Origin of the sequence: Klenkia sesuvii, assembly GCF_037083825.1 — a bacterium.
Classification (GTDB): domain Bacteria; phylum Actinomycetota; class Actinomycetes; order Mycobacteriales; family Geodermatophilaceae; genus Klenkia; species Klenkia sesuvii.
The window spans coordinates 72,246-86,042 of record NZ_JBAPLU010000009.1; the positions used below are offsets into that span (position 1 = coordinate 72,246).

Annotated in this window: 12 protein-coding genes; 5 read left to right on the forward strand and 7 right to left on the reverse strand. The window is 74.4% G+C overall.

Annotated elements, in window-relative coordinates; all coding sequences use genetic code 11:
- Positions 1-198 precede the first annotated feature (198 nt).
- Genes TEK04_RS10770 through TEK04_RS10780 form a run of 3 tightly spaced genes read left to right on the forward strand, consistent with a single transcriptional unit; the run spans position 199 to position 3,736 of the window.
- Positions 199-1,299, forward strand: coding sequence for a Rieske 2Fe-2S domain-containing protein (locus TEK04_RS10770; protein WP_336404341.1), 1,101 nt, complete (start codon positions 199-201; stop codon positions 1,297-1,299).
- Positions 1,299-2,678 (forward strand): amidohydrolase family protein, encoded by a 1,380-nt coding sequence (locus TEK04_RS10775; RefSeq protein ID WP_336404342.1) that lies wholly within the window; start codon positions 1,299-1,301, stop codon positions 2,676-2,678. The genes TEK04_RS10770 and TEK04_RS10775 overlap by 1 nt, the downstream gene beginning before the upstream one ends.
- Complete coding sequence (locus TEK04_RS10780) at positions 2,675-3,736, forward strand: acetamidase/formamidase family protein (protein WP_336404343.1); 1,062 nt, start codon at positions 2,675-2,677, stop codon at positions 3,734-3,736. The genes TEK04_RS10775 and TEK04_RS10780 overlap by 4 nt, the downstream gene beginning before the upstream one ends.
- A 69-nt stretch (positions 3,737-3,805) precedes the next feature.
- Here TEK04_RS10780 and TEK04_RS10785 read toward each other — a convergent pair whose 3' ends face one another.
- The 7 genes from TEK04_RS10785 to TEK04_RS10815 all read right to left on the reverse strand — a co-directional run bounded on the left by TEK04_RS10785 (position 3,806) and on the right by TEK04_RS10815 (position 11,555).
- Positions 3,806-5,203, reverse strand: coding sequence for an amidase family protein (locus tag TEK04_RS10785; RefSeq protein ID WP_336404344.1), 1,398 nt, complete (start codon positions 5,201-5,203; stop codon positions 3,806-3,808).
- A 66-nt stretch (positions 5,204-5,269) separates the two neighbouring features.
- Positions 5,270-6,442 (reverse strand): ABC transporter substrate-binding protein, encoded by a 1,173-nt coding sequence (locus TEK04_RS10790; RefSeq protein WP_336404345.1) that lies wholly within the window; start codon positions 6,440-6,442, stop codon positions 5,270-5,272.
- A gap of 114 nt (positions 6,443-6,556) precedes the next feature.
- Entirely contained in the window at positions 6,557-7,468 is a 912-nt protein-coding gene (locus TEK04_RS10795; RefSeq protein ID WP_336404346.1) for an ABC transporter permease, read from the reverse strand.
- Complete coding sequence (locus TEK04_RS10800) at positions 7,465-8,238, reverse strand: ABC transporter ATP-binding protein (protein ID WP_336404347.1); 774 nt, start codon at positions 8,236-8,238, stop codon at positions 7,465-7,467. Before TEK04_RS10800 ends, TEK04_RS10795 begins: the two co-directional genes overlap by 4 nt.
- A 136-nt stretch (positions 8,239-8,374) precedes the next feature.
- Positions 8,375-9,607: an amidohydrolase family protein gene (locus tag TEK04_RS10805; protein WP_336404348.1), complete on the reverse strand. Its 1,233-nt coding sequence runs from the start codon at positions 9,605-9,607 to the stop codon at positions 8,375-8,377.
- Positions 9,604-10,602: a methylenetetrahydrofolate reductase gene (locus TEK04_RS10810; RefSeq protein WP_336404349.1), complete on the reverse strand. Its 999-nt coding sequence runs from the start codon at positions 10,600-10,602 to the stop codon at positions 9,604-9,606. Before TEK04_RS10810 ends, TEK04_RS10805 begins: the two co-directional genes overlap by 4 nt.
- Positions 10,599-11,555, reverse strand: coding sequence for a PDR/VanB family oxidoreductase (locus tag TEK04_RS10815; protein ID WP_336404350.1), 957 nt, complete (start codon positions 11,553-11,555; stop codon positions 10,599-10,601). Before TEK04_RS10815 ends, TEK04_RS10810 begins: the two co-directional genes overlap by 4 nt.
- Before the next feature lie 89 nt (positions 11,556-11,644).
- Between TEK04_RS10815 and TEK04_RS10820 the strand changes: the two genes are divergently transcribed.
- Both TEK04_RS10820 and TEK04_RS10825 read left to right on the forward strand, forming a co-directional pair.
- Complete coding sequence (locus tag TEK04_RS10820) at positions 11,645-12,991, forward strand: FAD-binding oxidoreductase (protein WP_336404351.1); 1,347 nt, start codon at positions 11,645-11,647, stop codon at positions 12,989-12,991.
- Positions 12,988-13,599, forward strand: coding sequence for a pyridoxamine 5'-phosphate oxidase family protein (locus tag TEK04_RS10825; RefSeq protein WP_336404352.1), 612 nt, complete (start codon positions 12,988-12,990; stop codon positions 13,597-13,599). The genes TEK04_RS10820 and TEK04_RS10825 overlap by 4 nt, the downstream gene beginning before the upstream one ends.
- Positions 13,600-13,797: the final 198 nt, after the last annotated feature.

Genomic DNA, 13,797 nt, shown 5'->3' on the forward strand with positions numbered 1-13,797 from the left:
GTGGGTGGGCGAGGTCCACCGAGCCGCAGCGCTGGCTGGACCTGCCGGGGTCTGGGGCGCACCGGGCCGCAACGCCGCCACCGTCGTCCGCACGGACCTGGAACGGGGCTGAAACCCGTCGGCAACGGACCACCGGCACCGTGCTGGACGGGGCCGCGCGAACGGCGCGAGCGGCCCGCGTCACGAGCAGGACGAGACATGACCGCTGTGCAGGAACCCCGCACCACCCGCCACGCCGGCCCCGAGACCCTGGTGCTCTCCGAGCACCCCGTCCTCCGCCGCTTCTGGTACGCCGTGTGCGCCGTCGACGACGTGCGCACCGAGGTCGAGCCCGGACGGCGGGGCGCGGCCCCGCTGCACCGGAAGGTCCTGGGCACCGACCTCGTGGTCTGGCGCCCCGACCCCGCCGGCCCGGTCAGCGTGGCCCACGACCGCTGCGCCCACCGCGACGCGCCGCTGTCGATGGGCTGGGTCGCCGACTGCCACCTGGTCTGCCCCTACCACGGGTGGGAGTGGGACAAGGACGGCCTGACCCAGCGGATCCCGCAGTTCCCGGAGGCACCGCACCCCACCAAGTCTGGGCTCACGATGGTGCGCAGCCAGGCGAAGTACGGCCTGGTGTGGGTGTGCCTGGCCACCGACGCCGAGGGCGGCCCGATCGCGGACGTCCCCGAGGTCGTCGAGTGGGACGACCCGGCGTGGCGACAGGTGCCGGAGGGCTCGTGGGACTTCGACTGCACCGCCATGCACCTGGTCGAGAACAACATCGACCCCGGCCACGTGGCCTTCGTGCACATGAACAGCTTCGGCAACCCCGACAACCCCGAGCTCACCGACCAGAACGTCGAGCGGACGCCGTACGGGCTCATCACCTGGACCGACGTCCCGGTCGAGGGCCGCCCGGGCGAGGACGGCGCCACCGTGCGGCACACCTGGAGCCAGGTGCACCTGCCCTCCTTCATGCACCTGCTCATCCGCTACCCCGACGGGCTGGGCCACGTGATGCTCAAGGCGATCACCCCGGTCGACGACACCCACTGCACCATCCACCAGGTCGTGCTGCGCACCGACACCGAGGCCGACCGGCCGGCCGCCGACATCCGCGCCTTCGACCACCAGGTGGAGCTGGAGGACAAGGCGCTGCTGGACCGGCTGCCCGACGAGTTCCCGCTCGCCCAGCACCTCAACGCGCACGCCAAGGCCGACAAGAACAGCCTGCTGCTGCGCCGCATGTACACCGAGCTGGTCACCGGCCAGTGGACCCCCACCCCGCACCCGACCACCGCCCGGGAGGCGTGATGACCACCCAGCCCCCGAGCACGAAGCTGCTCGTGCACGGCGCCACCCTGCTCACCGTCGACCCGCAGCGCCCCGACCCGTTCGTCGGCTGGTTCGCCGTCGGCACCGACGGCCGGCTCACCGCCGTCGAGGCCGGTGAGCCGTCGGCCGAGCAGCTCGCCGGCGCCGCGGACACCCTCGACGCGACCGGCACGATCATCGGCCCCGGCTTCGTCAGCGCGCACAGCCACCTGTTCACCTCCGGCAGCCGCGGCCTGGGCATGGACGAGACGCTGTACGGCTGGATCGAGGCGATGCTGCGCTACGTCATGCCGGCGACGCCTGCGGACATGTACTGGTGCACCCGGCACGGCGCGCAGGACTTCTTGCGCAACGGCATCACCACCGCCTACGACTTCACCGACGGCGGCCTGCAGTTCGACAAGACCATCGCCAGCTTCGGTGACCGGCTGCCCTCCCTGGAGCGGCAGGATGCCCAGCTGCGGGCCAAGCTCGACGCCGGGTTGCGCAGCCTGCACTCGGTGATGCTGGCCCAGGGGGACGTCCCCCGGGCCGACGCCCTCGCCCACGTCGAGGACACGGTCAAGGCCGCCGCCGACGCCGACCCCGCGCTGCTGCTGGGCGTCGCGGTCAGCGGCGCGGTGCAGTGGGCACCGACCCCCGACACCGCGGCGCTGGAGACCGAGGTGATGCGCGAGCACGGGCTGGTCAACCAGGCGCACTTCCTGGAGACCGCGGAGATGCTGGAGCTGCAGCGGTCGAAGTTCGCCTGGTACGCGGAGTCCGGTGCCCTGTCGCCGCAGCTGGTGTTCGGCCACTTCATCCAGACCACGCCCGAGATCATCGCCACCGCCGCGGCGGCCGGGTGCGCGATGAGCTGGCAGCCGATGAGCAACGGCCGGCTGGCCAGCGGCGTCGCCGCGATCCCCGAGATGCGGGCCGCCGGCATGCGCATCGGGATGGGTCTGGACGACCAGTCCTGCACCGACGTGTCCGACCCCTGGAACAACATGCGCACCGGCATCGCGATGGTGCGCGCGCAGTACAAGGACCCGCTGGCCGCCCCGGTCGGGGACGTGCTGGTGATGCACACCCGCGGCGGCGCCGAGGCCCTGGGCGTGGACGACCGGGTGGGCTCGCTCCGGGTCGGCCGGTTCGCCGACTTCTGCGTGGTCGACCCCCGCCGTCCCGACACCGGGCCGGTGTGGGACGCCGTCGGCACCTACGTGCTGGCCTGCTCGCTGCGCAACCTGCGCTCGGTGTGGGTGGGCGGCGAGCCCGTCGCGCACGGCGCCGACCTCGCGGACCCGCAGGCGGCGGAGGTGGAGTCCCAGGTGCACGAGCGGCTGGCCCGGATCGCCGCCGACCTCGGGCGGTGACGGTCCTCCAGCCGGGCACCGGTCCGGTCGCCGGCGACGTCTACCTGCCGGCGTCGGTCGACCACGTGCTGTGGGGCCGGCTGCCCTGCGCGACCGACCAGCCGGTGCTCTGCGTGGAGCCCGGCACCGCGGTCACCTTCGACACGATCAGCCACGAGGGCATCCTGGAGGACCAGGGCCGCGACCCGGCGGCCTTCTTCGGCGCCCACGGCGTCACCGACGTGCTCGACGACGCCGTCGCGCTGGCCGCCAGCGAGCACCCGCACCGGTTCGGCGTCGACGGCCCGCACGTGGTGAGCCGGCCCGTCCAGGTGGCCGGCGCCCAGGTCGGCGACCTGCTGGCGATGACCGTCGTCGAGACCGCACCCCGGGTGCCCTACGGCGTCATCAGCAACCGGCACGGCAAGGGCGCGCTCGTCGGCGAGTACCCCCTCGGGGGCGCGCCGCTGTTCAGCGCCTTCGCCACGGTGTCCGCCGACGGGGGGTACGGGCAGCTGCCCCTGGTCCCCGGGGGCGAGCCGACCGTGCGGTTCCCGCTCCGCCCCTTCCTGGGCACGATGGGGGTGGCGGTGCGCGGTGCCGAACGGCCGCACTCGGTACCGCCGGGCCCGCACGGCGGCAACGTCGACATCGCGCTGATCACCACCGGGGCCACGCTCTACCTGCCCGTGCAGGTGGACGGCGGTCTGGCCTACGTCGGCGACCCGCACGCAGCGCAAGGCGACGGCGAGGTGTCCCTGACCGCCATGGAGGCCAGCCTGCGGGCGACCGTACGGCTCGACGTGGTGGCCAGGGAGGACGCCCTGGCCCGGTTCGGCGACCTCGCCGGACCACTGGCGGAGACCGCCGAGTTCCTTGTGCCCACCGGGATGGACGAGGACCTCGACGTCGCGGTCGCCGACTGCGTGCGGGCGGTGGTGGCGCTGCTGCAGGCCAGGTTCGGGATGGACCCCTCGCTCGCCTACGCCTACCTCTCCGCGGCCACCGACTTCCGGATCAGCCAGGTCGTCGACGTCGTGAAGGGCGTCCACGCCACCATCCGCAAGAGCGACTTCTAGAAGGACCCCACCGCCCCCCGCCACGCGCTCCGCACGCGGCGGGTCCCTGCGGCGGGGCCGTGCCAGGCCCTACCAGCCGGGCGGGCGGCGGAACCCGACCAGCCCGGCCTCCTCGGCCAGCCGGGCGATGGCCAACGGGGTGCGGTCCTCCAGGTAGGCCCCCAGCAGCTGCGCCCCGACGGGTAGCCCGCTGACCTCCCCCGGCCCGAGCGGGACGACGGTGGCCGGCAACCGACCCAGGCTGGACAACCGCGCCCAGTCGCAGACCGAGTCGATCGGCACCTCACGTCCGTCGACCTCGACGGTCTCCGGGGCGGTCATCGCCGGGGTGTAGGTGGTGGCGACCCGCGACACCGCCGGGCACAGGACGACGTCCACGCCGGTGAACGTCTCCGCCCACCGCGCGGTGGCCGCGCGCTGGGCCTCCAGGTCGCGCAGCGCCGCCCAGACCGACTGGTGGTACCGGTCGTCGGCGGCGGCGAGGTCGTCGGCGGTGAAGCCGTGCACGATCTCCGCCGACTGCAGCCGCAGGTACAGCTGCAGGTCACCGGGGCCGCCGACCGGCGGGTGGACCAGCTCCGCGACCTGGGCACCGGCGTCGGCCAGCCGGTCGGCGAAGCCGCGGACCGCCGTCGCCACCTCGGGGTCCACCGGGGCGGCCGGGTCGTCGAGCCAGACCGCGATCCGCAGCCCGGTCAACGACGAGACCCGGGCCGGCGGCAGCCGCAGCTGCCAGCCGACGGCCTCGATGCCCTCGGCGCCGAACAGGGCCTCGCTGAACAGCGCGGTGTCGGCGGCCGAGCGGGCGAACGGACCGATCGCGCTCACCATCGGCTCCAGGAGACCGCCGTCGGGCCAGGGCAGGTTGCCCAGCTTCGAGACGGCGCCGTTGCTGGGCCGGTGGCCGAACAGCCCGCACCACGCGGCCGGGACCCGCAGCGACCCGGCCAGGTCGCTGCCGAGGTCGGCCACGCCGAGACCCGCTGCGACGGCGGCCGAGGAGCCACCGCTGGACCCGCCGCTGGAACGGGTGGTGTCCCACGGGTTGACCGTGGCGCCGAAGAGGGCGTTCTCGCTGTGCATGCTGGCCAGCCACACCGGCACGTTGGTCTTGCCCAGCACCACGCAGCCGGCCTGCCGCAACCGCCGCACGGCGGGCGCGTCGGTCGTGGCCAGCCGGCGGTCGTCGGGTCGGCCGTGCGAGCTGGGCAGCCCGCGGGCGTCGACCGAGTCCTTGACCGTGATCGGGAGGCCGGCCAGCGGGCCGAGCGGCCGCCCGGCGGCGCGGTCGGCGTCGACCGTGCGGGCCGCGGCCAGCGCGGCGTCGGTGTCCACCGCCACGAGGGCGTTCAGGGCCGCACCCGGACCGGCGATCCGGTCCAGGTGCGCCCGGGTGAGCTCCTCGGCCGACACCTCGCCGGCCGCGAGTGCGGCCAGCATCGTCGTGCCGTCGAGCAGGGTGTCCATGCGTCCCTCCCGGGCACGGGCCAGCGCCCGCCACCCCGGGTGGGTGACGGGCGCCGGCGGGGTGGGTCAGCTGGCGGGGACGCCGATGGTGTCGTCGATGAACTCGTTGGTGACGAGGTCGTCGGCGGTCAGGCCGTCGGTGGGCGGGGTGCCCTGCTCGGTGAAGATCGGCGTGGTCTGCTCGATGAGCGTGTCCACCCGGTCGGTGTCGAAGTTGCCGTGGACGTCGTCCGGGCCGTTCCCGACCAGGCCGAGCTCCTTCTGCGTCTCCACCGAGTAGTCGGCGACGCCCTGGGAGTAGACCCAGCCGGTGTCGTACTGGTCGACCAGCTCCAGGATGATCTCGTTCACCCGGGACGGGTCCTCGAGGTAGTCGACGTCGGCCTGCTGCATGAGCGGGACGAGCTCGGCGAGGCAGTCCGACATGCCGTCCAGGTCGGCCGAGCGCACCGAGATCGAGGACTGGTAGGGCTGGAACCCGGCGTCGTACACGAGCTGGAAGTCCACGTCCTTGCCCCAGTCGGCGACCTCGTTCTTGTAGATGTAGGGCTCGGCCGAGGCGAACCCCTGCTGGGCGACCTCGCCGGCGGCGGCCACGAAACCGGCCGGGGTGCCGTCGTAGGAGCCGTCGACCTGGGCGGCGTCCAGGATGCCGGCACCGGTGAGGTAGGCCATGTAGGCCGAGCCCTCGAAGTACCGCACCGTCACCCCTGCGGCGCCCAGGTCCTCGATGGAGGACACGTCGGGGTAGGTCTCCGGGTCCCACATGATCATCGTCGGCGAGATCTCCAGGGGTGCCAGCACGGCGGTGGTGGGCTGGGTGTCCGACAGCTGGATGGCCTCGTCTGTGGCGATGTAGCCCATCGTGATGTCGGTGTCGGAGTACATCTGCGCGGTGACCGTCTGGAAGCCGATGGCCGGGCCGCCGGCGCGGATCTCCAGGGTGACGCCCGTGCTGTCCCCGTCGCTGTCGATCAGCGTGCCGGTGACGGTCTTGCTGCCGGCGTCGATCGTGTAGTCGTCACCCAGCGACTCGTAGAGGCCGCCGTGCTCGGACTCGGGGTTCCAGTCGGTCTGCACGACGACGTTGCTCGGGCAGCCGGCCGCGGCGAGGTCGGTGCCACCGACGTCGCCGGAGGGACCGGCGGCCGCGCCGCCGTCGTCGCTGCCGCAGGCGGCGAGGGAGAGCGCCAGCACGGCGGTGGCCGCGAGGGCCGTCGTGGTCCGGGTGATGCGCACACGTGCTCCTGGGGATGGGTCGGGCCGGCACCTCGGGTTCGGGGTGTCGGTGACCGGGACGGACGGCGGCGGCCGGCCCGGGTGGGGCAGTCGGGGGCGGGCTGGTCTCCGGGATCAGCGGTCGCGGGACTGGTCGTACCAGCGGCCCACGGCCAGCTTGGACAGCCAGCCGAACAGGAAGAACACCGCGAAGCCGAGCGCGGCGGTGACGAGGATGGTGAAGAACAGCGCCGACCCCTGCAGCCGAGCGCGGAAGTTGTCCAGCAGGATGCCCAGGCCGGGGTCGCCCTGCTTGAAGAACAGGTCGCCGACGATGGCGCCGACCACCGACAGCCCGGCGGAGATCCGGAAGCCGGCGAAGATGGCGGGCATCGCGGCCGGCAGCTGCAGCTTGACCAGGCGGGTGATGCGGCCGGCCTTGTGCAGGGTGAACAGCTCGTGGTGGCCGCGCTCGACGGACTGGATGCCGAAGAGCGTGTTCGACACGATCGGGAACAGCGCGATCATCACGCAGACCACGACCCGGGACGGGAAGTCGTAGCCGAACCAGAACCCGATGAGCGGGACCAGGGCCAGGATCGGGATGCACTGCAGCGCCACGGCGTACGGGTAGAGCGAGGTCTCGATCGCGCGGCTCTGGCTCATCGCGATGGCCCAGAGCATGCCGATCACGATGGCGATCGCCAGCCCGGTGAAGGTGACCACGACCGACCGGCCCAGCGCCGGCCACACCTTGTCGGTGATCGCGGGGTCGAGCAGGGCGTCGGTGACGAGCGTGTGCGGGGCCGGCATCAGGAAGCGCCGACCCGGGTCCAGGATCAGGTAGGTGATGGCGTACCAAGCGCCGACCAGCGCGGCGAAGACGAGCACCGGCAGGGCCAGGTTCACCGCCCGTGGGCGGCGGCGCCGCACGACGGGTGCGGGGGTGCTGCCGGTGGCGACCGCCTCGGCGGTCGGGCTCTCCAGGGTGGAGGTCACCGCGGTCTCCTCGGAGGTGGTGGTCTGGCCGGGCAGGGTGGCGGTCACGAGTGGCCCTCGCGCAGTGCGTGGGAGACCTCGCCGGCGAGCTTGGCGAACTCCGGGGTGAACCGGAGCTCCGGCGTGCGGTCGGTGCCGAAGGGCACCTCGAAGCTGTCCACGATGCGTCCGGGACGGCCGCTCATGACCAGCACCCGGGTCGACATGTAGACCGCCTCGGACACCGAGTGCGTGATGAACAGCGCGCCGAAGCCCTTGGCCACGAAGAGCCGGATCAGCTCGTCGTTGAGGCGCTCGCGGGTGATCTCGTCGAGGGCACCGAAGGGCTCGTCGAAGAGGAACAGGTCGGGGTCGAGGGTGAGCGAGCGGGCCAGCGAGGCGCGCATCTTCATGCCGCCCGACAGCGCCCGCGGCAGCTTCTTCTCGTGACCCCGCAGGCCCACCAGCTCGATCGCGTCGAGGGCGGCCTGGTTGGTGGCGGTCGTGCTGATGCCGTGCAGCTCGGCGAGCAGCTCGACGTTCTTCTTCACGCTGCGCCAGGGCAGCAGGGTGGCGTCCTGGAAGACGTAGCCGATGCGGGCGGCGTCGACGCGGGCGGTGCCGGCGCTGGCGGCGTCCAGGCCCGAGGCGATCCGCAGCAGGGTGGACTTGCCGCACCCGGACGGGCCCACGACGGTGACGAACTCACCCCGGTCGATGGTGAGGTCGACGCCCTCCAGGGCGACCGTGCCGTCGGGGAACTGGCGGGCGACGTCGGTGAACTCCAGGACCCTGGTCCCGGTGGTCGTCGACGGGGCGGCGTGCGCGGGTGCGCTCACGGTCACCTCCGGTGCGTGGGCGGGGGGCCGGGCCGGGCCGGTCCCGTCGCCCGGTCGAGCACCGGGCGATGGGGAGACGATGGGCCCGGTCTGTTTCAGCTGCGTGTGCCGACGGTGAACGCGGCCGACCGCTTCATCACGACTGGGACACGGCCGTCCCCGGGAGCACCCGCTGCACCCGGGTGCTCGCGACGACCCGCCCGCGGGACACCACGACCCGGTCGGTGCCGGCCCCCGCGACGGCGGCGTCCAGGCTCTCGGCCCGCACCGCGAGGAACTCCCCCACGGACCCGACGGACACCGCGGGCACGGGCAATCCCATGCACCGGCGGGCGCCGGCGCTGACGGCGTCCCAGGCCTCGCGGGTCGAGAGGTGCCCCGAGGTGACCAGCAGCGACGCCGCCTCGCACGCGTCGGCCCGGCCCATGGGGTTGAACGGGTCGCGCAGGTTGTCGCCACCGGCCCCGAGCACCGCCCCGGCGTCCAGCAGCGCCCGGACGGCGGTCAGCCCGCGCGGGGTGGCGACGGGGGTGTCCCGGCCCTGCAGGTAGAGGTTGGTCTGCGGCAGCGCCACCACCCCGACCCCGGCGGCGGCGACCTCGGCCGCGGTGGCCCGGGCGACCTCCAGCGGGTGCACGCCGAGCGACACGCAGTGGCTGGCGGTGGCGCCGTGCGCGAAACCGGTGGCCCGCACCCGCTGCGCCAGGTGCAGCAGTCCCTGCGCGGTGGGGTCGAGCGTCTCGTCGGTGTGCAGGTCCACCGGCAACCCGCGCCGGGCCGCCACGCCGAAGGAGAGGTCCAACCCGGCACCGCGGTCGGGCCACATGTGCGGGGCCCCGCCGACCAGGTCGACGCCGAGGTCGACCGCCTCCTCCAGCAGCCGGGCGTTGTCCTCGGCCTCGCCGGGCGCCCAGGGCGCGCTGCACAGGGCGACCACCTGGACGTCGACCAGGCCGGCCAGCGCGTCGCGCACCTCGAGCAGGGCGCGCACGTGCCGCAGCCCGGTGTGCGCGCCGAGGTCGGCGTGCGTCCGGATCGCCGTCGTCCCGTTGGCCAGGTACTCGTGCGCGGCCCGGGTCGCCCGGTCGACCAGGTCGGCGTGGGTGAAGCCGGCCGAGATCGTGCGGATGGCCTCGATCGCGCCGGCCAGGTCGCCGGTGCGGTTGGGGGCGCGGTGGCTGGTGAGCGCCTTGTCCAGGTGCGCGTGCGGCTCCGCGGGGGCGGGCAGCAGGTGGCAACCGGCCAGGTCGTGCACCTCGTCGTCCGGGCGGGGATCGAGGGCGGGTGCGACGGCGGTGACGACGTCGTCCAGCCGGACGTCGACCAGGTCGCCGTCCACCGTCGTGACCGACCTCAGCAACAGGCTCAACTCAACGCTCTCCCGATCTCGGCCAGGGCCGTGGCGGTGGTCAGCTCGGTACCCGGGGCGGCCACCCCGGAGAGGTCGACCCCGCGCACGCCGGGCACCTCCAGGTAGGCCTCGGCCAGCGCGACGGCGGCGGCGATGCCTGCGCGGAACGGGTCCCGGGCACCCTCGATCCCGGCCAGGTAGCCCTCGGGCAGCCGCAACCCGGTGAACCGGCGCAGCTCGGCGACCGACCCGGGGTCGGTGGCCACCGCGACGCAGGCGATGAACGGCACGTCGGCCCCGGCGTCCGTGGCCTGCTCGACGAACGTGCGCAGCTCCTCGACCCCGCCGGCGTGGTCGACGAAGCACACCTGCGCGCCGGCGCGCACCTTCTCGGCCAGTCGCCGCGGACGGCGGTCCGCCGGGGGGCCGTGCGGGGTCTCCCCCACCGACACCAGCAGCCCGGCCGCGCGGGCAGCGGCGGCCAGCTGGGTGGAGTCCCAGTCGAAGACCGGCTGGGCGTCGGGCCGGTCACCGGTGAGCGTGTGGTCGCCGGTCACGCAGTGCACCGCGCCGACGCCGAGGTCGGCCAGCCCGGCCAGCTCCCCCTCGAGGGCGACGCGGTTGCGGTCCCGGCAGTTCAGGCCCTGCCACACCGTGACACCGGCGGCCTGCACGATCGAGGCGCGGTAGGTCGGGCAGAACTGCACCCGGGCGGCGGCGTGGTCCCCGAGCAGGACGGCGTCCACCCGGCCCGCCACGAACCCGGCGGCCCGCTCCAGCGACCAGCGGGACAGCGCGACCGCCGGCAGGTCGGCGACGACGACCGGTCGCTGACGCATCAGCTGCAGCAGCGGGGGCTCCGGGGTCACCGGCGCCACGGGGCGGCCCGCCCAGCGGACGGTGGGCAACGGCAGGAACGAGCAGGGCTCCGGGGCCACCTCGCAGCAGCCGTCCTCGGCCACCCCGCCGCACGGCCCGTGCACCATCGCCTTCGGGCAGGGTGGTGCGCTCACAGGTCGACCACGAGCCGCGGCCCGGCAGCACGGGAGACGCAGACCATCATCACGGTGCCGTCGGCCTGCTCACCGGGGCTGAGCACGGAGTCCCGGTGCTCGACCTCGCCCTCCAGCACCGGTGTCTCGCAGGTGCCGCAGGTGCCGGCCCGGCAGGAGGAGAGCACGTCGACCCCCTCGGCGGCCAGCGCGTCGAGCACCGTCACCCCGGGCTCGACGACGACCGTGGTGCCGGTGAGCGCCAGCTCCACCTCGAAGGGGCCTGGCCACACCGGGGCGCCGAACGCCTTGGCCTCGAACCGCTCGACGTGCAGCGTGCCCGCCCACCCGCTCGACGACGCCTCCAGCGCGTCCAGCAGCTTCGCCGGACCGCAGGCGTACACCGCGGTGCCGGCGTCGACGTCGAGCGCGGCGACGTCGAACCGGTCGCCCTCGTCGGCCACGTGCAGCCGCACCCGGTCGGGGTGGGCGGCGAGCAGGTCGTCGGCGAAGGCCATGCGGCCCCGTGAGCGGCCGGCGTAGTCCAGCACCCAGTCCGCGCCCGCCGCGTCGGCGGCGGCGACCATGGCCCGCAGCGGGGTGATCCCGATGCCCCCGGCCACGAAGCGGTACCGGGTGCTCGGGGTGACCTCGAGGACGAAGTGGTTGCGGGGGCCGCGCAGCCGCAGGCGCTGACCCACCTCGACCTCGTCGTGCAGGGCCACCGACCCGCCGGAGCCGCCGTCCTCCCGCAGCACCGCGATGCGCCACCGCGACCGGTCGGCGACGTCGCCGCACAGGGAGTACTGCCGCTCCAGGCCGGGGCGCAGCACGACGTCGACGTGCGAGCCGGGGGTCCAGCCGGGCAGTTCGCGGCCGTTGTGGGAGACCAGGTCCAGGGCCAGGACGCCGTCGGCCAGCAGCGTGCGGTCGGCCACGACGAGGTCGCGCTCGACGTCGGAGAAGAAGCTCACCGGCCGATCCTGCACACGCGGGCAGCCCTGGGTGCAGATGACGCAGAAGGGTCACACGGATGTAACCGCGGCCAGGTCTCATCGACGTCGTGACCGCCACCGTCCCCGCCGCCGTGCCCGCGACCGCCCTGTCCGCCCTCGAGGCCGAGCTCGTCGCCCTGCTCGGCGAGCGCGGCGTCAGCACCGAGCTGCGCGTGCGCGAACGCGTCTCGGTCGACGGGTCGCGGATGAGCCCGATCATCAGCGAGCTGCTGCCGCTGGGCATCGCCGACCTGGTGGCGTTCCCGACCACCGCCGAGCAGATCGCCCAGGTCGTGGCCGCCGCCGTGCGCCTGGGCGTCCCGGTGACCCCGCGCGGCAAGGGCACCGGCAACTACGGCCAGGGCATCCCGATGTCCGGTGGCCTGCTGCTGGACCTCTCCCGTGCCCGCGCCGTCGTCGAGGTCGGGGACGGGACCATCACCGCCGAGGCCGGCACGCCCATGGTCACGCTGGAGCGCGCCGCGCACGAGACCGGGCAGCAGCTGTGGATGTACCCCTCGACGGTGCAGAGCTCGCTCGGCGGGTTCCTGGCCGGCGGGTCGGGCGGCACCGGCAGCATCGTGCACGGCACCAACGACGCCGGCTTCGTGGCCGCGCTCGACGTCGTGCACGCCGACGGGTCCGCCGAGCTGGTGCACGTCGAGGGGGACGAGGCCCAGCGGTACGTGCACAACTACGGGACGGCGGGGATCATCGCCCGGGCCACCGTGCGCCTGGAACCGCTGCAGGAGTGGCGCGGCTTCTACGCCAGCTGCGCCGACTTCCGCACGGCGCAGGCCGTCATGGTGGCGCTGGGCAAGCTCCGGCCGACCCCCCGGCTGGTCTCGGCCGACACCCCCGAGATCACCGCCGCCCTCCCCGAGGACCCCGCGTTCCCCGCCGGTCGGGCCAGCGTGCGCGGCATCCTGGAGGCCAGCACGGTCGACGCCGCCACCGCAGCGGTGCAGGCCGCCGGCGGCCGGGTCGAGGACGTGCGGGACGGCGCCCAGGTGCCCCTGTCGCTGAGCGTGCTCAGCTACAACCACCCCATCGAGTGGCTGCAGAAGAGCGCGCCCGGCGTCTACTTCCACCTCGAGGTGGGTGGCCAGGCACTGGTGGACCGGGTCGACGAGGTGCACCAGGTGTTCGAGGGCGCGCTGCTGCACAACGAGGTCGGCCACTCCGGGCCCATCGGCATGCTCGCCGGGGTGTACCAGAGCCCCGAGCAGGTGCTGGAGGGCATCGCCGCGCTGGAGGCGCTCGGCGTCGGCGTGCACAACCCGCACCAGTGGAACGTCGACTTCCAGCTGCAGCGCACCGTGGAGACCGCGCGGCGCACCGACCCGCAGGGCCTGCTCAACCCCGGCAAGCTCAACCCGGGGTACGGCGGTCCCACCAAGGGCGCGGTGCGGTGACGCACCCGGCGACCACCCCGTTCGACCTGCACGCCGACGGCGACCCACCCGCCGACCCCTGGGTGGTCGCCCGCTCGTGGCTGCCGGCCGACGACGACCCCGAGCGGCCGCAGGTCACCCTCGCCACCACCGGCGCCGACGGCTGCCCCGACGCGCGCACGGTGCTGCTGACCGCCTTCGACGAGACCGGGTTCGCGTTCCACACCGCCCGCACCAGCCGCAAGGTGGCCGAGCTGGCCGCCGACCCCCGGGCGGCGCTGGTCGTGCTCTGGCCCGGGTTCACCCGCCAGCTGGTGGTGCGCGGCGGCGTCGTCCCGGACGGCCCGGCCGACGCCGCGCGCGCGTGGGCCGCGCGGTCGGACCACCTGCGCCGGTTGGCGTGGCTGGGCACCGACGAGCTGGCCGGCCTCGACCGGGCGGGCCGGGTGGCCGGCTGGGCGGCGGACGTGCCGACCGGTGCCGACACCGACCCGGCGCCGGGCTGGGTCGGCTACCGGGTGCGGCCGGTCGAGCTCACCTTCTGGGCCGGCGGCGTCGACACCGCCAGCCGCCGGCTGCAGTACTCCCTCGTCGAGGGCACCTGGCGCACCCGCTGGCTGGCCGGCTGATCCCGGGAGCGCACGGCGCCCCCGGGGCGGACCGGACGCGAGGGCAGGGCGGTCCGCACCGACCGGGGGCCTGGGGCGTGGGACGTCGGGCGTCAGGCCAACCCGAGCTGGGCCAGGAGGCGCTGCTCGATGATGGCTGCGTCGTCCCGCCGGGGCGTGGGGCAGCACGGCGACTTGGCTAGAGTGCAGCTCTAGCCA